Genomic DNA, 23,449 nt, shown 5'->3' on the forward strand with positions numbered 1-23,449 from the left:
TATGGCTACTGCCGCATATCATGAACAACGCGTTGTTATTACGGGCTATGGCGCTATCTGCTCACTAGGCGAGAATAGCGCACAAATATGGCAAGCGGTACGCGATAAAAAAACAGGTTATGAAATATGGGACGATCCGGGAAAAGGTGTCGGCGCTAAATTCTTCGGTCGGGTAAATTCTCCCCTTAATCTCTCTCGCTTCTCAAGAAAAGTCCTGAAAAATGCGCCGCGTTTTGCCGAGTTTGGTCTTATTGCCGCTGATGAAACCATCACCATGGCCTTCGGTCATGAACAAGATATCTTCTCTCACTACGATCCGCGCGACTGCGGGGTCATCTTTGGTACCGGCTGGGCAGGGTTTGATTGTTCAACCATCAACTATTACGCCTATTCCGATCCCCACTCGCTGACCGCATCTGCACACAGTTGTTTTCACTCAATGCCGAGCATCGGCACCTCTCTTATCACCGTCAACTGGAAGCTCAGGGGGTATCAAAATAGCCCGGTTGCCGCCTGTGCCACGGGCAATATTGCGATCGGAGATGCCTATGAAATTATCAAAAGCGGAAAAGCGCGCATGATGATTGCCGGCGGCGGCGAGAGCCTGATGCAGCCTTTCACCGTCTGGTCTGTCGATATTCTGGGAGCCTTGTCGAAAGAGCAGCAGGATGTCGTTAAAGCCTGCTGTCCTTTCAGTCTCGACAGAAGCGGGTTCATCCTCTCCGAGGGCGCAGCAACCGTCTGCCTTGAGAGGCTTGAAGATGCGCTGGCGCGTAATGCGACCATCTATGGTGAAGTGGTGGGCTATGCGAATCACAGCGATGCTTACGTCAATCTCACCGCGCCTGCGCCCGACCTCGTTGGCAGAGTGACCACTATCCAGCGGGCGATGGCGTATGCCGGGCTTAGGGTTGAGGAGATTGACTATATCAATGCCCACGGCACCTCGACGCCGATGAATGATTACAACGAAACGCTGGTGCTGAAAGAGGTGTTTGGCGAGCGGGCGCATGCTATTCCGGTTTCCAGCACCAAGTCCTATACGGGGCATCTTATTGCCGCGGCTGGCGGGGCGGAAACGATCTTCTGCCTGAAAAGTATTGCCGAACGGATGATCCCGGCGACAATAAATCTTCAGCGGCCGGACCCGAAATGCGATCTCAACTATGTGCCGAATAACCATCTCTTCGGACAAAAATTGGATCACGTCATGAACGTGAATTACGGCTTTGGTGGGGCAAACAGCTGCCTGGTGCTGAAGAGGTATTCCGCATGATCAGACGCTATGGCGCGCAGGATATCGAGCGATGGGCGCAATTTTCCGGCGACCGTAATCGTGTCCACTTTGATAAAGCTTTTGCTATCAAAAATGGCCTGAAAGATATTATCGTGCAGGGCATGCTGGTTTTGCTTGATGCGAAGTTACTGCTGGCGGATAGCCTCGACCAAACCGCTATGCTCAATTTTTATATTAAGAAGCCGGTGCCGATAGACAGGGATGTTGAGTTGAGCATGACCTGTGCCGGGGGAAAGAGAAGTGTCGCGGTTAAAGCGGGTGATGATCCGCAGAATATCGCGATTACGGCAGCGGTTTTGCCGCAAAAACCGCCGGATCCACCACTGGACGCTCAGCCGGTGGCGGTCAGCGAGCAAACTATCCAGGCTCATCTTGAACAGCTGAAATTCTATTACCCACACGTCACGACCCCATGGGTGATGCTTGATACCTTGCTCTTTTCAATCTGTTTTAATCATCAGAAAGAGGGTTACTTTATAAATCAGGCTGAGAAAATAGCTTCGCATCACTCTTTAGAGAATATTACGACATACCATGTGGCGAATAAGGTGTTTATCAGCGAGCGGTTAATTTCTGGAGGGAGATTAAATTATTCAGAACTCAGATATCTGATTGAAGATAAAGATATCTATATCGATAAGGATTCCGCTTACAACACCTTTACTATTAATGTTCTGGAGAATGATGAGATTACTTTCCAGTCCTCCATCGATTGTTTAACCAGAGTCTACGATCGTACGCAGGACAGTTAAAGGATTAACAAAATGAGTAATAAGAAATGGGTTTTAGTCACGGCAGGCAGCCGTGGCATTGGGGCTGCTATTGTCAAAGAGTTGGTGCGGCACGATTATCATGTTGTTTTCACCTACAAAAATAATAGCGCACTTGCGGCCGTGCTTATGCATTCGCTTAACGTTAATCATGAGGTTTGCTGGTGCTACCACTGTGATGTCGCGAACGTTGAGTCGGTGAAAGCGCTCAGCGAAACATTACGTAAAAATCATGGCACCCCCTATGCCATTATTAATAATGCTGGCATTACCAAAGATGCGCTCAGTTTTACCATGAGCCTGGATGACTGGCTGGATGTAATTAATACTAACCTCAATTCTCTCTTTTATCTCAACCACTGTCTGCTTAATGACATGTTAATGCAGAGGGATGGCTGCATTATTAATATTAATTCCGTTGCTGGCTTACGCGGCAATATCGGCCAGGCGAACTATTCAGCATCAAAATCTGCGCAGTATGGCTTTACCAAAACGCTGGCCCGGGAAGTGGGTAATTTTAATATTCGCGTAAACTGCATCGCCCCGGGCCCGGTGAAGACCGACATGCTTTCGGCGCTCCCGGAAAAAGCCGTTTCGCAGCTTGTCAAAATGACCCCGCTCAGGAAGCTGGGCCAGCCCGAAGATGTGGCACTCATGGTTGTCTTTCTGCTTGGCAAGGGCGGGAAGCATATCACCGGACAGACCTTTGTTATCGACGGCGGTTTGTCCATTTGATCAGGACGTTCAAATGAAGAGGAAAAGAGTATGGATCTCAAATTAAGAGCGGTACCGCAGGAAGTGTATGGCGTGATGGAGTTGAATGAGAATTTTAATTATCAATGGAACCCCGACCCCGTCTCTTCACTTATTGGCCTTGGTACCTCCTATGTGCTGGAGTTTTTCGAATTCTATGGTGAGCGCATTGGTGATTACTACGATGAATTTATTCAGGGGGCGCCGCAAAAGGATGAGCGCTTTGCCGTGTTTGTGACGCAAGAAAAACGGCACGCGGCGGCACACCGAAAATTAAATAACTTTATTACCAAAGGTATCGCCCCACCAGCCAGGGAGAAATTCCATCCCCGCGTTTATGATTTTTTATACGGCGCTTATAAAGAGATGGCCGAGCCAATTATTAGCGGCATTGAGCGCGATAAGGCCAACGGCAAAAAAGCTGAGGGGGCTTTTTTTAAAGAGGCGGTACGCAGCATCGCGATATTTGAAAGCCAGGTGTGTATGACCGGGCTCTCGTTCTTTGAAAACCTTTTCGAAAACGGCCGCTTTGAACTGGTAAGTAATTTGTCTGGCAATCTCGGCGTGCTCTACTTACTGGGCTATCACTATACAGAAGAGATGGAACACTGCTGCGTGTCGATTGAAGCGTTCGAAACCATTTATCAGGAGAAAGTGTGGACCCGCGCCTTAGTCGATCAACATATCTACAGCCGCGACCTGCTCGCCAGCCAGGTTCTGCTGTCAACCCTGCATGTCGCCAGAATGCTTAACCAGGAGCTAACCGTTGAGCAGATCACCCACAGCGTTGCCTATCAGTATCGCGAGCAGATGGCGAAAAAATATATTGTTGAGGGGTTCAATGCCAGAGAGCCGGAGATCCTGGCTCGCCGCAAATCGCTGGTCGAACGCTGGGACAACGAGTGGGAGCCGCGTTTGTTAGAGAAGATCGCGCAGCGTATTCGCGCAGGTGCCTGAGGGTAACGTTCTACTCTCGCTGATGCCTGACGCGCGTTGGGCATCAGCGATAACACGCAGAAAAGTGATGATGACGCAGATCAGTCAGATGCAGCACTTTGTCAGCCATGACAATCAGCAAATACCTTACCAGCTCTTTCCGGCACGCTCGCAGAGTGGACCTGCGACGGCCATTGTGCTGTTGTATCGCAACGAGGATCACAGTGAGAAAATTGCCGCGCTCGGGATGCCGGAGTGTACCTTTTTCGCTGTCGATTTCTCACCCGGCAAGATTAACGCAGAGGCCCCCGATGGTGCATCGGCGCTCTTGCTACAAAGCTATTATTTTCAGCAATTTATTGAACACATCACCGCGAAGTGCGGGTTGCGAACGCAGGATATTGCCCTGATAGCACATCGTGAGTGCGCGGTGGTTATCGCCGCGTGGATGGTGGATTACGCCCCGGATATCCGCTCCGTGGCGCTCTTCTCGCCGCGCTTTTTGCTGCGCAAACGCGATCTGTTATTTGGGCTGCTCAAAAAGCCAAAGGCGTGGGGCACGCTGCGCGATCTGCGCTATACCAGCCAGCGTGTTTTGCGCAGCGCATTTGCCTGGCCGACGCCAACGCAGCTCGTGATTACACAAACCGATCGCAAAGCCGCTGCGGGTACGCTGATGACCTTTTATGCCAATCTGGGTAGCAGCGCAAAAACGGTATACATGATGCCGGATAGCGGCTTCGGTTGCCCCGATCAGGTCTGGGACAGCGCGGTGCAGGCCCAGACACGTGCCTTTTTGCGGCTGCACTTCTCTCAGCATCACCCGGTACCTTCACTGTTTGATGCATACCAGCAGGGAGCAACATGGGAAGAGTATGAGGCGTTACGTTTGCCGGAAAAACGTCTGTTACGGCGTGGCTACTGGATGCTGGCGCATCTTGCGCTGCGCGCCATGGGGCACCTCTCTTCCGGTATCCGGCTCGGCCTGGAGAGCGGCTTCGATTCCGGCGCTTCACTTGAGTATGTCTATCAAAATCAACCGATGGGTAGAGGCGCTGTGGGCAGAGCAGTTGACCGCTACTACCTCAATACGCTTGGCTGGCGCTGTACGCGGCAGCGCAAACAGCATGTTGAAATGCTCATTGCGCTGGCTGCCTCACGCCTTACGCAGCAGGGGCAGGGGGTAAGGCTGCTGGATGTCGCGGCAGGCCAGGGGCGCTACATTCTCGATGCTATCGAAAAAATTGAGCCGCCGGTAGAGCACCTTCTGCTGCGTGATTTTGATGCTGCCAACGTGGAGGAAGGTAACCGTCTTCTGCTGCAGCGAGGGTTGAATGAGCGCGCGCGTTTCGAGCAGGGTGACGCTTTTTCGCCCGTCGATCTCATGACCTTACCTGCAGATCGTACTCTGGCTGTGGTGTCAGGGTTCTATGAACTCTTCAGCGATAACAACCTGATTCTGGCATCGCTAACTGGCCTCGCCCACGCGGTGAAGAAAGGGGGGTATCTGGTCTATACGACAAAGCTGTGGAACCCAAAACTGGCTCTGATGGCGCGCGTTTTACCCAGCCACAAGAGAGGAGCGTTCTGGTTACTACGTCGGCGTTCGCAGCGTGAGATCGACCAGCTGGTGAAGCGGGCCGGTTTTACCAAAGTGACTCAGCGGGTAGATGGCTGGGGGTTGTTCAGCGTTACGCTGGCAAAAAAGGTGAGATGAGGGCAATAACAGGCTGATTTATTGCCGCGAGAGGGTTTCGCGGCAATAGATTCAGGCTCTTAACGAATAATCAGCGCCCAGTGAACGTAGCTTTGCCACTGGCTCTCCTGATCGATCAGCTCTGCGCCCAGCGGATGGCTTGCCAGCCATCCCGACGGCAGCGACAGCGTGAGCTGTTCACCCTGCGCGGTGACCGAGATTTCCGGCAGCAAATCATCACGACGACGGCTGGCGAAAATGATCGCCAGGCGCAGCAAGCGGCAGAGATGCTCCGCAACGCGCGGTGGAACAGCATTTTGCTGATGCAAAGAGGAGAGATCGACCGCATTAGTCTGGTTTAGCAGCAGCGTGGCGAGCAGCTTTTTCTGCGCGGGAGTAAAGCCCGGCAAATCAAGGTTACGCACCAGCCAGGCGGCATGAAGTGGCGCCTGCTTAAATTCAATACTTAACCCTATTTCGTGCAGTTCGCAGGCAACATGCAAAATTTCAGTGCTGTACGCGTCTAAATCCCAGCTTGTTGCTACGCTTTGCGCGAATCGTTCCGCCAGCATCGAGACACGTCTGGACTGATCGATATCAACCATAAACCGGCGCTGAATGTTGCGCAGGGTACGGCTGCGAATATCCTGATCGACTGCCAGATGAAGCATGCCGTAAACCAGCCCTTCGCGCAGCGCGCCGCCGGCGAGGGTCATGCTCTCAATATTCATTTCAGTGAAAATGGCGATCAGGATGGCGAGGCCGCTGGGAAAGACTAGCGCGCGCTCAAGCGTCAGCCCTTCGATCTCCAGCTCTTCAAGCCGCCCGCACTGTATCGCGCGCTGCTTAAGCTGCTGGAGTTTAGCTAGCGTGATACGCTCATCCATGCCCTGCGCCATCATAATCTCTTGCAGCGCCTGCACGGTGCCTGACGCGCCGACACACACTTTCCAGCCGTGGCGGCGAAGCTCATCCGCGACCGGGCGCAGCACTTCGCGTGCCGCCTGCTCTGCGGTGTCGAAATTTTCCTGCGCCAGATGACGATCGGTGAAGTAGCGCTCCAGCCAGGTAACGCAGCCCATTGACAGGCTGAACAGCGAGGTGGTTTGCGCCCCGGTGCCGGTAACGAGTTCCGTGCTTGCGCCGCCAATATCGACCACCAGGCGCTGATCCGCGCCGCCGGTAGTGTGGGCAACGCCCTGGTAAATCAGACGCGCTTCTTCTTCGCCGCTGATCACCTGTACAGGGCAGCCGAGGATCTCCTGCGCTTTGTCGAGAAACTCATGCGCATTCACGGCCAGACGCAGCGTGGCGGTTGCCACCACGCGGATCTGCTGTTGCGGAATATCCTGCAGACGCTCGGAAAAGAGGCGCAGGCATTGCCAGCCGCGCTCCATCGCCTCCAGAGAGAGGCGATTATCCTGGCTCAGGCCCGCCGCCAGGCGAACTTTGCGCTTAATGCGCGACAGGGTCTGGATACTACCAGCCACCTCGCGCACAACCAGCATATGAAAACTGTTGGAACCGAGATCAATAGCTGCGTAGAGCGAGGCGGAACCGAGCATAATGATTAACCTGAACGACGACGATTACGCGGGGCGCCACCACCACTTCGGCGCGGGCCATTAGCCGGGCGAGAACGCGTTAGGCGCTTCGGCGGCGGCAGTTCGCTGAGCAGCGCATCCGGATTGTATTTGCTCACCGGAATAGAGTGACCAATATAGGTCTCAATCGCCGGCAGGTTCAGCGCGTACTCTTCACACGCCAGGCTGATTGAGTTGCCGCTGGCACCTGCGCGACCGGTACGACCGATACGGTGAACGTAATCTTCGCAATCATCCGGCAGATCGTAGTTAAAGACGTGGGTAACCGCAGGAATATGCAGACCGCGCGCCGCGACGTCTGTAGCAACCAGGATATCGAGATCGCCACGGGTGAACTCATCAAGAATACGCAGGCGTTTCTTCTGCGCCACGTCGCCCGTCAGCAGGCCAACGCGGTGACCATCGGCGGCCAGGCTGCCCCAGATCTGCTCACAGCGGTGTTTAGTATTGGCGAAAACAATGGCGCGATCCGGCCACTCTTCTTCAATCAGGGTCTGCAGCAGACGCATTTTCTCGTCGTTAGACGGGTAGAAAAGCTCTTCTTTAATGCGGTGGCCGGTTTTCTGTTCCGGTTCCACTTCTACATATTCTGCGTTGTTCATCTGCTCGAACGCCAGTTCACGTACGCGGTAAGAGAGCGTGGCGGAGAAGAGCATATTGAGGCGCTGGTCGGTTGCCGGCATACGGCGGAACAGCCAGCGAATATCTTTAATAAAGCCCAGATCGTACATGCGATCGGCTTCGTCCAGCACCACGACCTGAATCGCGCTCAGGTTAATGTGGTTCTGCTTGGTGTAATCGATCATACGACCGGTGGTGCCGATGAGGATATCGACGCCGCTTTCCAGCACTTTCAGCTGTTTGTCGTAGCCATCACCGCCATAAGCCAGACCCAGCTTCAGGCCTGTCGCCTGAGCCAGCGGCTCTGCATCAGCGTGAATTTGCACCGCCAGTTCACGTGTCGGCGCCATGATAATCGCGCGCGGTTGGTTAACTTTACGGTCTTCGATTGCCGGGTGAGAGAGGAGATAATGAAACGTTGACGTTAAAAACGCCATCGTTTTACCCGTACCGGTTTGCGCCTGACCTGCAACATCACGACCCGCCAGCGTTAGCGGAAGGGCGAGAGCCTGAATAGGCGTGCAATTATGAAAGCCTTTTTTTTCAAGGGCTTCTATCACTTTTGGGTGCAGGGCGAAGTCGGAAAACTTCTGTTCTGTTAAATGTGTTTTGCTCATAGTGTGGTAGAATATCAGCTTACTATTGCTTTACGAAAGCGTATCCGGTGAAATAAAGTCAACCTTTAGTTGGCTATTGTGGCATCAACACGTTGCTGTTTTATGCTACACCAACATGCCAGGCTTATTCCTGTGGAGTTATATATGAGCGATAAAATTATTCACCTGACTGACGATAGTTTTGACACGGATGTACTCAAAGCGGACGGGCTTGTGCTCGTTGATTTCTGGGCAGAGTGGTGTGGACCGTGCAAAATGATCGCCCCGATTCTGGATGAGATCGCTAGTGATTACGAAGGCAAGTTGACCATTGCGAAACTGAATATCGACCAGAACCCAGGCACCGCGCCGAAGTATGGTATCCGTGGCATTCCGACCCTGCTGCTGTTCAAAAACGGCGAAGTGGCGGCGACCAAAGTGGGCGCACTGTCCAAAGGTCAGTTGAAAGAGTTCCTGGACGCTAACCTGGCGTAATCCCGGACTCTCACGGTGCGGCCAGCTCTCCTAAATTGCCAGGATTGCTGGACGCCCGTCCCCAGCCGTGCTAATTTAGTTTTGACTTCGTTCTAAACATATCTATAGTTGTTTGAACCTTGCGTTACCCCAATACTTCCCGCTGAGCATCTCAGCCGCGTTAAGAAGTAGACAGATTCCGGGCTTGTCGCTCATTCCGTCTTATCGTTTCAGTTCTGCGTACTCTCCTGTGACCAGGCACCGATTAGACATGAGTTGATGGCCGCTAACAGGCATGGATGATCCTGCCATACCATTCACAACATTAAGTTCGAGTATCACCCCGAGTTTAAGAACCCACACCATTATGAATCTTACCGAATTAAAGAATACGCCGGTTTCTGAGCTTATCACTCTCGGCGAAAATATGGGGCTGGAAAACCTGGCCCGTATGCGCAAACAGGACATCATTTTCGCCATCCTGAAGCAGCACGCAAAGAGTGGCGAAGACATCTTCGGCGACGGTGTGCTGGAGATTCTGCAGGATGGATTTGGTTTCCTCCGCTCCGCAGACAGCTCCTACCTTGCCGGCCCCGACGACATCTACGTATCCCCCAGCCAAATCCGCCGTTTCAACCTCCGCACCGGTGACACCATTTCAGGTAAGATTCGCCCACCTAAAGAAGGTGAACGTTACTTTGCACTGCTGAAAGTTAACGAGGTGAACTACGATAAACCGGAAAATGCGCGTAATAAGATTCTGTTTGAGAACTTAACGCCGCTGCATGCGAACTCTCGTCTGCGTATGGAACGGGGTAACGGCTCTACTGAAGATTTAACTGCTCGCGTTCTCGATCTGGCGTCGCCAATTGGTCGTGGTCAGCGTGGTCTGATTGTGGCACCGCCGAAAGCCGGTAAAACCATGCTGCTGCAGAACATCGCGCAGAGCATCGCTTACAACCATCCTGACTGTGTGCTGATGGTGCTGCTGATTGATGAGCGTCCGGAAGAAGTGACGGAAATGCAGCGCCTGGTGAAAGGTGAAGTGGTTGCGTCAACCTTCGACGAACCGGCTTCCCGCCATGTGCAGGTCGCTGAAATGGTTATCGAAAAAGCGAAACGTCTGGTTGAGCATAAGAAAGATGTCATTATCCTTCTCGACTCCATCACCCGTCTGGCGCGCGCATACAACACCGTTGTTCCGGCTTCCGGTAAAGTGTTGACCGGTGGTGTGGATGCGAACGCCCTGCACCGTCCGAAGCGTTTCTTCGGTGCTGCGCGTAACGTGGAAGAGGGGGGTAGCCTGACCATCATCGCGACAGCGCTGATCGATACCGGCTCGAAGATGGATGAAGTGATTTACGAAGAGTTTAAAGGCACCGGTAACATGGAGCTGCATCTCTCCCGTAAGATCGCGGAAAAACGCGTCTTCCCGGCGATCGATTACAACCGCTCCGGTACCCGTAAAGAAGAACTGCTCACCACTCAGGAAGAGCTGCAGAAAATGTGGATCCTGCGCAAAATCATTCACCCGATGGGTGAGATTGACGCGATGGAATTCCTTATCAACAAGCTGGCCATGACGAAGACCAATGATGAGTTCTTTGACATGATGAAGCGCTCTTAATTTAAATAAACCCCCGAAGCGCCACGTTTTTACGTGGCGTTTTTTATTGGTGGGTTATACGCTATAGGCTCTGGTACAGGCATTATCCAGGGTTGGCGAGACCGGATAGCTTATTGATCTTCAAAATATCTCCTGGTTGAAAAGAAAAAAATTATATCAGCGTAAGGCTCGCTTTCTCCTTTTATGGGCCATAGCTCTGTCGTTATACTGTTAGGATAAACATTAGCTGAGAGCATGCATTGTGAATCTACTCACTGCTTTTACTGAATTATTCAGTATTTTTTTGTTTACTATGCTTTTCTTATTTGTTGCGCGCAAAGTAGCAAAACGGATCGGTCTGGTTGACAAGCCCAACTTTCGTAAACGCCATCAGGGATTGATACCGCTTGTGGGTGGCATCTCGGTCTATGCGGGCATCTGCTTTACCTTTGGGATCACAAACTACTATATTCCTCACGCCGCTCTCTATCTTCTTTGTGCCGGCGCGCTGGTGTTAATTGGCGCGCTGGATGATCGCTTCGATATCAGCGTTAAATTCCGTGCTTCTGTTCAGGCCCTGGTCGCCGTCGTTATGATGGTGGTCGGTAAACTCTATCTCAGCAGCCTTGGCTATATCTTCGGCTCATGGGAGATGGTGCTCGGCCCGTTCGGTTACCTGCTTACGCTCTTTGCTGTGTGGGCCGCGATCAACGCCTTTAATATGGTCGACGGCATTGACGGTTTGCTTGGTGGGCTCTCTTGCGTGTCGTTTGCCGCGATTGGCTTCATTCTGTGGTTCGATGGTCAATCCAGCCTCGCGCTGTGGTGTTTCGCCATGATCGCCGCCATCCTGCCCTATATTCTGCTTAACCTGGGTGTGCTTGGGCGTCGCTATAAAGTTTTTATGGGCGATGCCGGCAGTACGCTCATTGGTTTTACCGTTATTTGGATTTTACTGGAAACTACGCAGGGCAAAACTCACCCTATTAGCCCGGTGACGGCGCTATGGATAATCGCCATTCCGCTGATGGATATGGTGGCGATTATGTACCGCCGCCTGCGCAAAGGTATGAGTCCCTTCTCCCCCGATCGCCAACACATTCACCACCTGATCATGCGCGCAGGTTTTACCTCTCGTCAGGCATTTGTTCTTATTACTCTTGCCGCTGCACTGCTCGCAACGATTGGTGTCGTTGCGGAATACCTGCATTTGGTCCCTGAATGGGTAATGTTGGCATTTTTCTTGCTAGCATTCTTTCTGTATGGCTACTGTATTAAGCGCGCATGGAAAGTGGCGCGTTTTATTAAACGGATCAAACGCAGAATGCGCCGTAGCAGAGGTCAAAAATCAACACTAACCAAGTAAAATCGGGAAAGCGATGATTCAACAAGCGTCGGAAGCACCTTCAGCGGTGACGGAAAATGAACTGGATATTCGGGGTTTGTTTCGTACTTTGTGGGCAGGAAAATTTTGGATTGCTGGCGTAGCGCTGCTCTTCTCATTGCTGGCGCTTATCTGGACCTTTTTTGCTCCCCAGGAGTGGGGAGCAACCGCTGTTACCGACCGACCTACCGTCAATATGCTTGGGGGGTATTACTCCCAGCAGCAATTTCTGCGTAACCTGGATGTTAAAGCGAACCTTGCGCCAGCAGAGCAAGTTTCTGTCATGGATGAGGCGTATAAAGAGTTCATCATGCAGCTTGCTGCATGGGACACGCGTCGCGATTTCTGGTTGCAAACCGACTATTACAAGCAGCGTCGTGTTGGCAACAGCAAAGCGGATGCCGCGATGCTGGATGATCTCATCAATAATATCCAGTACACGCCAGGTGATGTCGTGCGTAACCAGAATGACAACGTCAAACTGATCGCCGAAACTGCGCCGGACGCGAATAATCTGCTGCGACAATACATTGCTTTCGCCAGCCAGCGCGCCGCCAGCCATCTGAACGATGAGCTGAAAGGCGCCTGGGCTGCTCGCACCATTCAGATGAAAGCGCAGGTGAAACGTCAGGAAGAGGTCGCGAAAGCTATCTACAACCGGCGTGTGCACAATGTTGAGCAGGCGCTGAGAATCGCTGAGCAACACAATATCTCGCGCAATGAGACCGATATTCCGACGGATGAACTGCCGGACTCTGAACTCTTTATGCTTGGTCGTCCGATGCTGCAGGCACGTCTTGAAAACCTGCAGGCGGTGGGGCCGCAATACGATCTGGACTATGATCAAAACCGGGCGATGTTGAATACCCTCAACGTCGGCCCGACGCTGGATCCGCGTTTTCAGACCTATCGATATCTGCGTACACCGGAAGAGCCGGTGAAACGCGACAGCCCGCGTCGTGCTTTCCTGATGATTATGTGGGGAATTGTCGGTGCGTTAACCGGAGCTGGGGTGGCGTTAGCGCGTCGCCGTTCGAACTAAACGCCGTCTGAGATGGGGGCGTTGCGCCTCCATCCTCTAAATAAAGAGAATCGTTGTGAAAGTACTGACCGTATTCGGCACGCGACCAGAAGCCATCAAAATGGCTCCTCTGGTTCATGCGCTGGCAAAGGATCCTGACTTTGAGGCAAGAGTTTGCGTCACTGCACAGCATCGGGAGATGCTCGATCAGGTGCTGAACCTCTTTTCTATCGTCCCGGATTACGATCTAAATATTATGCGTCCCGGACAGGGACTGACTGAAATTACATGCGGTATCCTGCAGGGATTAAAACCTATTCTTGAAGCGTTCCGCCCCGATGTCGTGCTGGTTCACGGCGATACCACCACCACCGTTGCTGCAAGCCTTGCTGCATTTTATCAACGCATTCCCGTTGGGCATGTGGAAGCGGGGCTGCGTACCGGCGATCTCTCCTCGCCCTGGCCGGAAGAGGCTAACCGTACGCTGACAGGCCACCTGGCGATGTACCACTTCGCACCGACGGAGAACTCCCGGCAAAATTTACGCCGGGAAAATGTTGCCGATGAGCGCATTTTCGTTACCGGCAATACCGTAATCGATGCCCTCTTCTGGGTACGCGATAGCGTGATGAACAACCCCACGCAGTATGAGGCACTGGCAGCCCGCTACCCTTTTCTGGATGGAAAGAAGAAGCTGGTGCTGGTTACCGGCCACCGCCGGGAAAGCTTTGGCCAGGGCTTCGAACAAATTTGTCACGCACTGGCGGATATTGCTGCTCATCATGACGATGTCCAAATCGTCTATCCCGTGCACCTCAATCCGAACGTTAGCGAACCGGTAAACCGCATTCTTGGGCCGGTTAAGAATGTCTTTTTGATTGAGCCGCAGGATTATTTACCCTTCCTGTGGTTGATGAACCACGCCTGGCTGATCCTGACGGACTCCGGCGGCATTCAGGAAGAAGCGCCTTCATTAGGTAAACCCGTGCTGGTGATGCGTGATACAACCGAGCGTCCGGAGGCCGTAGAGGCCGGGACCGTGAAACTGGTGGGCACCGATCGCCAGCGCATCGTGGATGAGGTCACGCACCTGCTTAATGACAATGAAGCATGGCAGACCATGAGCCGCGCGCACAACCCTTACGGGGATGGGCAGGCTTGTGGCCGAATTTTGCACGCACTTAAACACAATCAGGTAACACTATGAGCTTTACAACCATTTCCGTGATTGGCCTCGGCTATATTGGCCTGCCTACCGCAGCGGCTTTTGCTTCCCGGCAGAAGCAGGTCGTGGGGGTGGATATCAACGCGCGGGCCGTGGAGACCATTAACCGTGGTGAGATCCACATCGTTGAGCCGGAACTGGATAGCGTAGTAAAAGCGGCGGTGGAGGGCGGTTACCTTCGCGCCAGCACCCAACCTGTTGCGGCAGACGCCTACCTGATTGCAGTGCCGACGCCGTTTAAAGGCGATCACGAGCCGGATATGGCCTACGTTGAAGCCGCAGCCAAATCGATTGCACCCGTGCTGCATAAAGGCGCACTGGTGATCCTCGAATCCACCTCACCGGTCGGCGCGACGGAGCAGATGGCGCAGTGGCTCGCCGAGGCGCGCCCGGATCTCACCTTTCCGCAGCAGGCTGGCGAACATGCGGATGTCAATGTCGCCTACTGCCCGGAGCGTGTACTGCCGGGCCAGGTGATGGTGGAGCTGATTAAAAATGACCGCGTGATTGGCGGCATGACACCCATCTGTTCTGCCCGCGCCAGCGAGCTTTATAAAATCTTCCTTGAAGGCGAGTGTGTGGTCACTAACGCCCGCACAGCCGAGATGTGCAAGCTGACGGAAAACAGCTTCCGTGACGTTAACATCGCCTTCGCGAACGAACTGTCGCTGATTTGCGCCGAGCAGGGCATCAACGTGTGGGAGTTGATCCGCCTGGCGAACCGCCATCCGCGCGTCAATATTCTGCAACCTGGTCCGGGCGTTGGCGGTCACTGCATTGCGGTCGACCCGTGGTTTATCGTGGCGCAGAACCCCGATCAGGCAAGGCTTATCCGCACCGCACGTGAAGTGAACGATCACAAACCGCATTGGGTGTTGAACCAGGTGAAAGCCATCGTCGCCGATTGCCTCACCGCGAGCGGTAAGCGCGCCAGCGAGGTCAAGATTGCCTGCTTCGGGCTGGCCTTTAAACCGAACATTGACGATCTGCGTGAAAGTCCGGCGATGGAAATTGCCCACGACATCGCGCAGTGGCACAGCGGCCAGACGCTGGTGGTGGAACCGAATATCGACACGCTGCCCGAGAAACTGGCCGGGCACAGCACGCTGGTTAATACCCAGGATGCACTGGCACAGGCCGATGTGCTGGTGATGCTGGTCGATCATAAGCAGTTTAAAGCAGTTGATGCCGCTACCATTTCACAGCCGTGGGTCGTCGACACCAAAGGCGTCTGGCGCTGAGGACATAACATGGCTGTGCACGGCACAATTGAAGAGCTGGCATGGGAAAACGCCTTTTTTGGTCTGCGCAGCGCGATTATTCGTCTGAATCCTTCCGCGCCTGCGCTCACTGGCGCAGATTTTGCACAGTGGGAACGTCTGCAGGTGAAATTGCCTGCGTCGCAAACCCATCAGCTTGATGCTCTGCAACAGCAGGGTTTTCAACTGGTCGAAGGTGAAATCGATCTGCTACTGCCGGTTGCCGCAAAGGGTATTGACCCTGTCGCCAGTGTGGCAGATGAAAGCGATATCCCCGCGCTGCGCATGATGGCAGCAGAAATGTTTGTCCAGAGCCGCTTTCGCGCGCCCTGGTATGCAACCGATGCGAGCGGTCGTTTCTACGCACAGTGGATTGAAAACGCGGTAAAAGGCCTGTTCGACCACCAGTGTCTGCTTTTCCGTGCGCAGGATGAGGCGATCGGCGGTTTTGTCTCTCTCCGCCAGCTTAATGAGCATGAGGCGCGTATTGGCCTGCTGGGTGGACGCGGCATGGGAGAGAAATTGATGCAGGCGGCGTGCCAGTGGGCGCGAGCGCGGCAGTTAACGCACGTGCGCGTGGCGACCCAACTTGGGAATACTGCCGCACTTAAACGATATATTCAGAGCGGCGCGAACGTAGAAAGCACCGCCTTATGGCTATACAGGTAACGCTATGATCCCTTTCAATGCACCACCGGTAGTAGGAACGGAAATTGACTACATGCAGTCGGCAATGGGCAGCGGGAAATTATGCGGCGACGGCGGTTTTACCCGCCGCTGCCAGCAGTGGATGGAGCAGCGTTTTCGCAGTGCCAAAGTCCTGCTGACGCCTTCATGCACCGCATCGCTGGAGATGGCCGCGCTGCTGCTGGATATTCAGCCCGGCGATGAAGTGATCATGCCGAGCTATACCTTCGTCTCCACCGCGAACGCCTTTGTGCTGCGCGGCGCGAAGATTGTCTTCGTTGATATCCGCCCGGATACGATGAACATCGACGAAACGCGGATTGAAGCGGCGATTACGGATAAAACTCGCGCGATTGTGCCGGTGCATTACGCAGGCGTTGCCTGTGAAATGGACACCATCATGGCGATCGCGCAAAAACATAAGTTGTTTGTGGTGGAAGATGCCGCGCAGGGCGTGATGTCGACCTACAAAGGGCGGGCATTAGGCACCATCGGTCATATTGGCTGCTTCAGTTTCCACGAAACCAAAAACTACACCGCGGGCGGTGAAGGCGGCGCGACGCTGATTAACGACCGCGCGCTGGTTGAACGCGCCGAGGTGATTCGCGAAAAGGGCACCAACCGCAGCCAGTTCTTCCGCGGGCAGGTCGATAAGTACACCTGGCGCGATATCGGTTCCAGCTACTTGATGGCCGATTTGCAGGCCGCCTATCTTTGGGCGCAGCTGGAGGCAGCCGAGCGCATCAACCAGCAGCGGCTGGCCTTGTGGCAAAGCTACTATGATGCGCTCTCCCCGCTGGCAAAAACCGGACGCATTGAGCTGCCCTCAATTCCGGCAGAGTGCAGCCACAACGCGCACATGTTTTACATTAAGCTGCGCGACGAAGCGGATCGCAGCAAACTGATCGCCTTCCTGAAGGAAGCGGAGATTATGGCGGTGTTCCACTACATTCCGCTGCATGCTTCCCCGGCCGGCGAGAGGTTTGGCACGTTTCACGGCGAAGATCGCTACACCACGCAAGAGAGTGAGCGGTTGCTTCGTCTGCCGCTATTCTACAACCTGGCGTCGGTCAATCAGCGAACGGTGATCAGCACGCTTCTGAGCTACTTCAGCTGATATGTCGCTGGCAAAAGCATCGCTCTGGACTGCCGCAAGTACGCTGGTCAAAATCGGCGCGGGTCTGCTGGTGGTCAAACTGCTGGCAATGGCGTTTGGGCCATCCGGCGTCGGGCAGGCAGGGAACTTCCGCCAGCTGATTACCGTATTAGGCGTGCTGGCGGGCGCGGGGATCTTTAACGGCGTCACGAAGTTTGTGGCGCAGTCTCATGACGATCCCGCCCGTCTGCGGGTAGTGGTTGGTACCTCATCGGCGATGGTGCTCGGTTTCTCAACCCTGCTGGCGCTACTCTTCCTGCTGGCCGCTGCGCCCATCAGCCAGGGGCTGTTTGGTCACACCCACTATCAGAGCCTTGTGCGTTTAGTCGCGCTGGTGCAGATGGGCATCGCCTGGGCCAACCTGCTGCTGGCGGTAATGAAAGGGTTCCGCGATGCGGCAGGAAATGCACTATCGCTGATTATCGGCAGCATCATTGGCGTGCTGGCCTGGTATCTCTGCTATCGCATCGGCGGCTATCAGGGTGCGCTGCTGGGGCTGGCACTGGTGCCCGCGCTGGTGGTTATCCCGGCGATGGGCATGTTGCTACGACGCAAAGCGATACCGCTGCGTTTCTTTATGCCACAGTGGGATCGCGCGCTGGCAGGCCAGTTGGGTAAATTCACCCTGATGGCGCTGATCACCTCGTTTACGATGCCGCTGGCATACGTGATGATGCGAAACCAGCTTGCCGCACACTACAGCTGGGATGATGTGGGGATTTGGCAGGGTGTAAGTACGATTTCCGATGCTTACCTGCAGTTTATTACCGCCTCGTTTAGCGTCTACCTGCTACCGACGCTGTCGCGGCTGGTGACCAAGCAGGAGATTGCGCGTGAAATCGGCCGGTCGTTGCGCTTTGTTCTTCCCGCCGTGGCGGCGGTGAGCCTTGGCGTCTGGCTGCTGCGCGATGTGGCAATCTGGCTGCTCTTTTCCGAAAAGTTTATCGCCATGCGCGATCTCTTCGCCTGGCAGCTGGTCGGGGATGTATTAAAAGTGGGGGCTTACGTCTTTGGCTATTTAGTCATCGCGAAGGCCTCGCTGCGATTCTATATTCTGGCTGAGATAAGCCAGTTTGCGCTGCTGACGCTCTTCGCACGCTGGCTCATTCCGGCACACGGCGCAGCGGGGGCGGCGCAGGCCTACATGGCCACCTACATTATCTATTTCGCTGTATGTTGCGGCGTTTTTTTGATTTGGCGTAAAAAGGCATGACTGCACTGATTCACATATTGGGATCGGATATCCCACACCATAACCAGACTGTGCTGCGCTTCTTTAACGACCATCTTGCGGCATCGGGAGAGTATGCCCGCGAGTTTATGGTTGTCGGGCGCGACGAGGCGCAGCGGGCGCTCTATCCTGCGCTGAGGCTGCATTTTTATCCCGACAAAAAGACGCTGGCAAGGGCGGTCATCGCCCGGGCGAAAGCGCAACGTCAGCAACGCTTCTTCTTCCACGGGCAGTTTAATTTCAACCTCTGGCTGGCGCTGCTCAAAGGGGCTATCAAGCGCGAACAGTTCTACTGGCACGCCTGGGGCGCCGATCTGTATGAGGTCTCACGCAGCCTGAAATTCCGTCTCTTTTATCCGCTGCGCCGCTTAGCGCAGCGTCGCGTTGGTCGTCTCTTCGCAACCCGCGGCGATCTGGCGTGGTTTGCCGAACGTCATCCTGGCGTGCCTGGTGAACTGCTCTACTTTCCAACGCGTATGGATCCGGCGCTGAATACAATGGCGCATGAACGCCCGCAGGCGGGCAAGCTGACGATTCTGGTCGGTAACTCCGGCGATGCGAGCAATGAGCATATTGCTGCTCTGCAGGCGATCCACCGCCAGTTTGGCGATACGGTCAATATCATTGTGCCGATGGGCTACCCGGCAAATAACGACGCTTATATCGCCGCGGTTCGCAGCGCCGGGCTGGCGCTCTTTAGCGCTGACAACCTGCGTATTCTTGATGAGAAAATGGATTTTGATGCCTATCTGGCGCTGCTCGCGCAGTGCGATCTGGGTTACTTCATTTTTGCCCGTCAACAGGGGATCGGCACGATGTGTCTGCTGATTCAGGCGGGCGTACCTTGTGTGCTGAACCGTGAAAATCCTTTCTGGCGTGATATGGTGGCGGAAGGGATCCCCGTCCTCTTTACTGGCGATGCGCTGGATGAGGCGGTGATCCGCGAGGCCCGCCGCCAGCTGTTAGCGGTGGATAAAAATGCTATCGCCTTTTTCAGCCCGAACTATGAAACGCTGTGGCACAAAGCGCTCCTTAACGCTGCGGGGATCAACGGATGAGCCCACTCGAATTTTGCGGATTATTTGTTATCTGGTTGCTGGCGACGCTGTTTATCGGCACGCTCACCTGGTTCGAATTTCGCCGCGTACGTTTTAACTTTAACGTCTTCTTCTCGCTGCTCTTTTTGCTGACCTTCTTCTTCGGTTTTCCGCTGACCAGCGTGCTGGTGTTCCGCTTCAACGTCGGCGTTGCACCGCCCGATATCCTGATGCAGACGCTGCTGGCGGCGACCGGCTTCTATGGCATCTACTATGTCACCTATAAAACGCGGCTGCGGGCATCGTCGTCGCTTACGCCGCGTCGTCCGCTTTTCACCATTAACCGGGTAGAGGCGCATCTGACGTGGGTGATCCTGATGGTCATCGCGCTGGTAAGCGTCGGCATCTTCTTTATGCACAACGGTTTTTTACTCTTCCGGCTGCACTCCTATAGCCAGATCTTCTCCAGCGAAGTCTCCGGCGTGGCGCTGAAGCGCTTCTTCTATTTCTTTATCCCGGCGATGCTGGTGGTCTACTTCCTGCGGCAGAGTGCCCAGACCTGGCTCTTCTTTTTGGTTAGCACCGTGGCGTTTGGCCTGTTGACCTACATGATTGTTGGCGGTACGCGCGCCAATATCATCATTGCCTTCGCCATCTTCCTGTTTATCGGCATTATTCGCGGCTGGATCTCATTGTGGATGCTGGCGGCGGCGGGCGTGCTCGGTATTGTGGGGATGTTCTGGCTGGCGCTGAAACGCTACGGGCTGGATGTGCGCGGTGATGAAGCGTTTTATACCTTCCTCTACCTGACGCGCGACACCTTCTCGCCGTGGGAAAACCTGGCATTGCTGCTACAAAATTACGACAAGATTGAGTTCCAGGGGCTGGCACCGATCGTGCGCGACTTCTACGTCTTTATCCCCACCTGGCTTTGGTCATCGCGCCCGGGGGTTGTGCTTAACACGGCTAACTACTTTACCTGGGAAGTGCTGAATAACCACTCAGGGCTGGCGATTTCGCCGACGCTGATTGGCTCGTTAGTAGTAATGGGCGGTGCGTGGTTTATTCCGCTGGGCGCGGTAGCGGTGGGACTGATTATCAAATGGTTCGACTGGATTTATACCCTGGGTAACCGGGAAACAAACCGCTACAAGGCGGCAATCCTACACAGCTTCTGCTTCGGGGCGATCTTCAACATGATCGTGCTCGCGCGTGAAGGGCTGGATGCATTCGCCTCTCGTGTGGTCTTTTTCCTCGCCGTTTTCGCTTTCTGCCTGCTGGCGGCGAAACTGTTGTACTGGCTATTCGATAGCGCCGGGTTGATACAGCGTCGCGGTACGCGCGCGGTCAAACCGCTCTCCCAGTTGTAAAAAGGATCAAACATGACGGATAAGACGGCGGCACCGCTGTATGACCTGCGCGGGCTGAAGTTGATTGGCTGGCGCGATATGCCCCACGCGATGAGTCATCTCTTCGCTAACGGCAGCGTAAAGCATGGCACGCTGGTGGCGATCAATGCCGAAAAGATGCTGACGCTGGAAGATGATAGCGAAGTTCGCGCTCTGATTGACGCGGCGGAGTTCAAATATGCTGATGGCATCAGCGTCGTGCGCTCAATACGCAAAAAGTTTCCTCAGGCGCAGGTTTCCCGCGTGGCGGGTGCCGATTTGTGGGAAGCGTTAATGGCGCGGGCAGGGGAGACGGGCACGCCGGTCTTCCTGGTGGGCGGTAAGCCGGACGTGCTGGCGCAAACGGTGCAGAAACTGCGTGATCGGTGGCAGGTAAATGTGGTCGGGCACCAGGATGGTTACTTCAAACCCGAGCAGCGCGAGGCACTGTTTGCCGCTATCCGCGACAGCGGGGCGCAGATCGTCACCGTGGCGATGGGCTCGCCGCGGCAGGAGATTTTTATGCGCGACTGCCGCCTCACTTACCCCGATGCGCTCTATATGGGCGTCGGTGGTACCTACGATGTCTTTACCGGGCACGTTAAGCGCGCGCCAAAATTCTGGCAGAACCTCGGCCTGGAGTGGCTATACCGCCTGCTGTCGCAGCCTTCGCGGCTGAAGCGCCAACTTCGTCTGCTACGTTATTTACGCTGGCACTACAGCGGAAAACTCTGATCCTTCCGGCGGCGCAATGCGCTGCCTTTTCCCCCTCCGGCTGCTCTTTTATTGCGCACAGTTCGGATTTTTTATAGACATCGTTTGCCATTTCCGTCGATTTAAGAAACCATTCGCTCTCTCATTGCAGCGCCGCGCGGTTTTTGCGCCCTCCCTCTCGTGGGGCAGAGCCGTATGGCCTGTTATGAGGTGAGGGAAACTCATAACAATAACCCGCGATGCGGGCGAAGCAAGAAGCAAATACAACAGAGGATTTATGGCCGAAAAACAACCCGAACTTCAGCGTGGGCTGGAGTCTCGTCACATTGAATTAATTGCCCTTGGCGGCACCATCGGCGTTGGCCTGTTTATGGGGGCCGCCAGTACCCTGAAGTGGGCTGGCCCGTCAGTCCTGCTGGCCTACATTATTGCCGGTCTTTTCGTCTTCTTTATTATGCGTTCGATGGGCGAAATGCTCTTCCTCGAGCCTGTCGCCGGGTCGTTCGCGGTCTACGCTCATCGTTACATGAGCCCCTTCTTTGGTTATCTCACCGCCTGGTCTTACTGGTTTATGTGGATGGCGGTGGGGATTTCGGAAATCACTGCCATTGGCGTCTATGTCCAGTTCTGGTTCCCGGATCTTGCTCAGTGGATACCGGCCCTGATTGCCGTCGGGCTGGTCGCGCTGGCGAACCTCGCGGCGGTGCGCCTGTATGGCGAGATTGAGTTCTGGTTTGCCATGATCAAAGTCACCACCATCATTGTGATGATCGTTGTGGGTCTGGGCGTGATTTTCTTCGGCTTCGGTAATGGCGGGCACTCCATCGGCTTTAGCAATCTCACTGAGCACGGCGGCTTCTTCGCCGGCGGCTGGAAAGGGTTCCTGACCGCGCTCTGTATTGTGGTCGCGTCTTATCAGGGCGTTGAGCTGATTGGCATTACCGCGGGTGAAGCGAAAAACCCGCAGGTCACGCTGCGTAGCGCGGTAAGCAAGGTGCTCTGGCGCATCCTGATTTTCTATGTCGGCGCGATCTTCGTTATCGTCACCATCTTCCCGTGGAATGAAATTGGTACCAACGGCAGCCCATTCGTGCTGACCTTCGCCAAAATCGGTATTACCGCGGCGGCAGGGATTATTAACTTTGTTGTGCTGACCGCGGCGCTCTCCGGCTGTAACAGCGGGATGTACAGCTGCGGCCGTATGCTCTATGCGCTGGCGAAGAACCGTCAGTTACCGGCAGCGGTAGCCAAAGTCTCTAAAAACGGCGTACCGGCGGTGGGCGTGACACTCTCGATTATCATCCTGCTGATCGGCTCGTGCCTGAACTACATCATTCCTAACCCGCAGCGCGTGTTTGTCTATGTCTATAGCGCCAGTGTGCTGCCGGGTATGGTGCCATGGTTCGTGATCCTGATTAGCCAGCTGCGTTTTCGCAAGACCCACAAAGAGGCGATTGCCAGCCATCCGTTCCGCTCGATGCTATTCCCATGGGCGAACTGGCTCACAATGGCCTTCCTGGTGTGCGTGCTGATTGGTATGGGATTCAATGAAGACACCCGTATGTCGCTGTTTGTCGGCGTGATCTTCCTTGCTGCCGTGGCTCTCGTGTATAAGGTCTTTGGCTTCGATCGCCGTGCAGCAACGCCTCAGGTGGGTGAATAAGAGACAAAGTGCGCAAAGCATAACCAAACGCGCATTTTTCTTCAAAAAAGCACTAGACAGCTGCCCCCGAAGTCCGTACTATCCACCCCCGCAACGGCGCTACGCGCCCGTAGCTCAGCTGGATAGAGCGCTGCCCTCCGGAGGCAGAGGTCTCAGGTTCGAATCCTGTCGGGCGCGCCATTTTAACCCGGCGCTTGAGCTGCGGTGGTTCGTGAGTTATCACGATACCGCGTGAACAAATTTACAGTGGTGGCTATAGCTCAGTTGGTAGAGCCCTGGATTGTGATTCCAGTTGTCGTGGGTTCGAGTCCCATTAGCCACCCCATTATTT

The 23,449-nt window shown here is 54.5% G+C and carries 21 protein-coding genes and 2 tRNA genes; 21 read left to right on the top strand and 2 right to left on the bottom strand.

Annotation, left to right across the window (positions count from 1 at the left end; genetic code table 11):
* Nucleotide 1 precedes the first annotated feature (1 nt).
* From PU683_RS20905 to PU683_RS20925, 5 genes are all read left to right on the top strand, one after another.
* Nucleotides 2–1,276, top strand: coding sequence for a beta-ketoacyl-[acyl-carrier-protein] synthase family protein (locus PU683_RS20905; RefSeq protein WP_277174523.1), 1,275 nt, complete (start codon nt 2–4; stop codon nt 1,274–1,276).
* Nucleotides 1,273–2,049 (top strand): MaoC/PaaZ C-terminal domain-containing protein, encoded by a 777-nt coding sequence (locus PU683_RS20910; RefSeq protein WP_277174524.1) that lies wholly within the window; start codon nt 1,273–1,275, stop codon nt 2,047–2,049. The genes PU683_RS20905 and PU683_RS20910 overlap by 4 nt, the downstream gene beginning before the upstream one ends.
* Before the next feature lie 12 nt (nt 2,050–2,061).
* Entirely contained in the window at nt 2,062–2,802 is a 741-nt protein-coding gene (gene fabG / locus PU683_RS20915) for a 3-oxoacyl-ACP reductase FabG (RefSeq protein ID WP_277174525.1), read from the top strand.
* 30 nt (nt 2,803–2,832) lie between these two features.
* On the top strand, nt 2,833–3,777 hold the full coding sequence (locus PU683_RS20920; RefSeq protein WP_277174526.1) for a hypothetical protein: 945 nt from the start codon (nt 2,833–2,835) through the stop codon (nt 3,775–3,777).
* A 67-nt stretch (nt 3,778–3,844) separates the two neighbouring features.
* The gene (locus PU683_RS20925) at nt 3,845–5,473 is read left to right on the top strand and encodes a class I SAM-dependent methyltransferase family protein (protein WP_277174527.1); all 1,629 of its coding nucleotides are present in this window, start codon (nt 3,845–3,847) and stop codon (nt 5,471–5,473) included.
* Between the two features lie 59 nt (nt 5,474–5,532).
* Here the strand turns inward: PU683_RS20925 and gppA are convergent, their stop codons facing one another.
* Together gppA and rhlB are read right to left on the bottom strand one after the other, a co-directional pair.
* Nucleotides 5,533–7,017, bottom strand: coding sequence for a guanosine-5'-triphosphate,3'-diphosphate diphosphatase (gppA, locus tag PU683_RS20930; RefSeq protein ID WP_277174528.1), 1,485 nt, complete (start codon nt 7,015–7,017; stop codon nt 5,533–5,535).
* A 5-nt stretch (nt 7,018–7,022) separates the two neighbouring features.
* Nucleotides 7,023–8,294: an ATP-dependent RNA helicase RhlB gene (gene rhlB, locus PU683_RS20935; protein ID WP_277174529.1), complete on the bottom strand. Its 1,272-nt coding sequence runs from the start codon at nt 8,292–8,294 to the stop codon at nt 7,023–7,025.
* A gap of 144 nt (nt 8,295–8,438) precedes the next feature.
* Between rhlB and trxA the strand changes: the two genes are divergently transcribed.
* From trxA to PU683_RS21015, 16 genes are all read left to right on the top strand, one after another.
* Nucleotides 8,439–8,768: a thioredoxin TrxA gene (gene trxA / locus PU683_RS20940; RefSeq protein WP_277174530.1), complete on the top strand. Its 330-nt coding sequence runs from the start codon at nt 8,439–8,441 to the stop codon at nt 8,766–8,768.
* Between the two features lie 148 nt (nt 8,769–8,916).
* Entirely contained in the window at nt 8,917–9,027 is a 111-nt protein-coding gene (locus PU683_RS20945) for a rho operon leader peptide (protein ID WP_277174691.1), read from the top strand.
* An 87-nt stretch (nt 9,028–9,114) separates the two neighbouring features.
* A complete protein-coding gene (rho, locus tag PU683_RS20950) occupies nt 9,115–10,374 on the top strand; it encodes a transcription termination factor Rho (RefSeq protein WP_023479599.1) in 1,260 nt (419 codons plus the stop codon).
* A gap of 241 nt (nt 10,375–10,615) precedes the next feature.
* Entirely contained in the window at nt 10,616–11,719 is a 1,104-nt protein-coding gene (wecA, locus tag PU683_RS20955; protein ID WP_277174531.1) for a UDP-N-acetylglucosamine--undecaprenyl-phosphate N-acetylglucosaminephosphotransferase, read from the top strand.
* Nucleotides 11,720–11,732: 13 nt separating this feature from the next.
* Complete coding sequence (wzzE, locus tag PU683_RS20960; protein WP_277174532.1) at nt 11,733–12,779, top strand: ECA polysaccharide chain length modulation protein; 1,047 nt, start codon at nt 11,733–11,735, stop codon at nt 12,777–12,779.
* A gap of 55 nt (nt 12,780–12,834) precedes the next feature.
* Nucleotides 12,835–13,965, top strand: a complete 1,131-nt coding sequence (gene wecB, locus PU683_RS20965; RefSeq protein ID WP_277174533.1) for a non-hydrolyzing UDP-N-acetylglucosamine 2-epimerase — start codon at nt 12,835–12,837, stop codon at nt 13,963–13,965.
* Complete coding sequence (gene wecC / locus PU683_RS20970) at nt 13,962–15,224, top strand: UDP-N-acetyl-D-mannosamine dehydrogenase (protein WP_277174534.1); 1,263 nt, start codon at nt 13,962–13,964, stop codon at nt 15,222–15,224. The genes wecB and wecC overlap by 4 nt, the downstream gene beginning before the upstream one ends.
* A gap of 9 nt (nt 15,225–15,233) precedes the next feature.
* Nucleotides 15,234–15,911 carry a dTDP-4-amino-4,6-dideoxy-D-galactose acyltransferase gene (gene rffC / locus PU683_RS20975; protein WP_277174535.1) on the top strand — a complete coding sequence of 226 codons (678 nt, stop codon included), beginning with the start codon at nt 15,234–15,236 and terminating at the stop codon, nt 15,909–15,911.
* Between the two features lie 4 nt (nt 15,912–15,915).
* Nucleotides 15,916–17,046: a dTDP-4-amino-4,6-dideoxygalactose transaminase gene (rffA, locus tag PU683_RS20980; RefSeq protein ID WP_277174536.1), complete on the top strand. Its 1,131-nt coding sequence runs from the start codon at nt 15,916–15,918 to the stop codon at nt 17,044–17,046.
* A gap of 1 nt (nt 17,047) precedes the next feature.
* Nucleotides 17,048–18,298 carry a lipid III flippase WzxE gene (gene wzxE / locus PU683_RS20985; protein WP_277174537.1) on the top strand — a complete coding sequence of 417 codons (1,251 nt, stop codon included), beginning with the start codon at nt 17,048–17,050 and terminating at the stop codon, nt 18,296–18,298.
* Nucleotides 18,295–19,374: a TDP-N-acetylfucosamine:lipid II N-acetylfucosaminyltransferase gene (locus tag PU683_RS20990; protein ID WP_277174538.1), complete on the top strand. Its 1,080-nt coding sequence runs from the start codon at nt 18,295–18,297 to the stop codon at nt 19,372–19,374. Before wzxE ends, PU683_RS20990 begins: the two co-directional genes overlap by 4 nt.
* Entirely contained in the window at nt 19,371–20,723 is a 1,353-nt protein-coding gene (wzyE, locus tag PU683_RS20995; protein ID WP_277174539.1) for an ECA oligosaccharide polymerase, read from the top strand. Before PU683_RS20990 ends, wzyE begins: the two co-directional genes overlap by 4 nt.
* A gap of 12 nt (nt 20,724–20,735) precedes the next feature.
* The gene (gene wecG, locus PU683_RS21000; RefSeq protein WP_277174540.1) at nt 20,736–21,476 is read left to right on the top strand and encodes a lipopolysaccharide N-acetylmannosaminouronosyltransferase; all 741 of its coding nucleotides are present in this window, start codon (nt 20,736–20,738) and stop codon (nt 21,474–21,476) included.
* Nucleotides 21,477–21,732: 256 nt separating this feature from the next.
* Nucleotides 21,733–23,118, top strand: coding sequence for a bifunctional threonine/serine APC transporter ThrP (thrP, locus tag PU683_RS21005; RefSeq protein WP_277174541.1), 1,386 nt, complete (start codon nt 21,733–21,735; stop codon nt 23,116–23,118).
* A gap of 103 nt (nt 23,119–23,221) precedes the next feature.
* Nucleotides 23,222–23,298: transfer RNA gene (locus tag PU683_RS21010), tRNA-Arg, on the top strand.
* Between the two features lie 69 nt (nt 23,299–23,367).
* Nucleotides 23,368–23,443, top strand: a tRNA-His gene (locus PU683_RS21015).
* Nucleotides 23,444–23,449 lie beyond the last annotated feature (6 nt).

This window comes from Candidatus Kosakonia sp. 282A-S69, from assembly GCF_029433855.1.
Taxonomy (GTDB): domain Bacteria; phylum Pseudomonadota; class Gammaproteobacteria; order Enterobacterales; family Enterobacteriaceae; genus Kosakonia; species Kosakonia cowanii_A.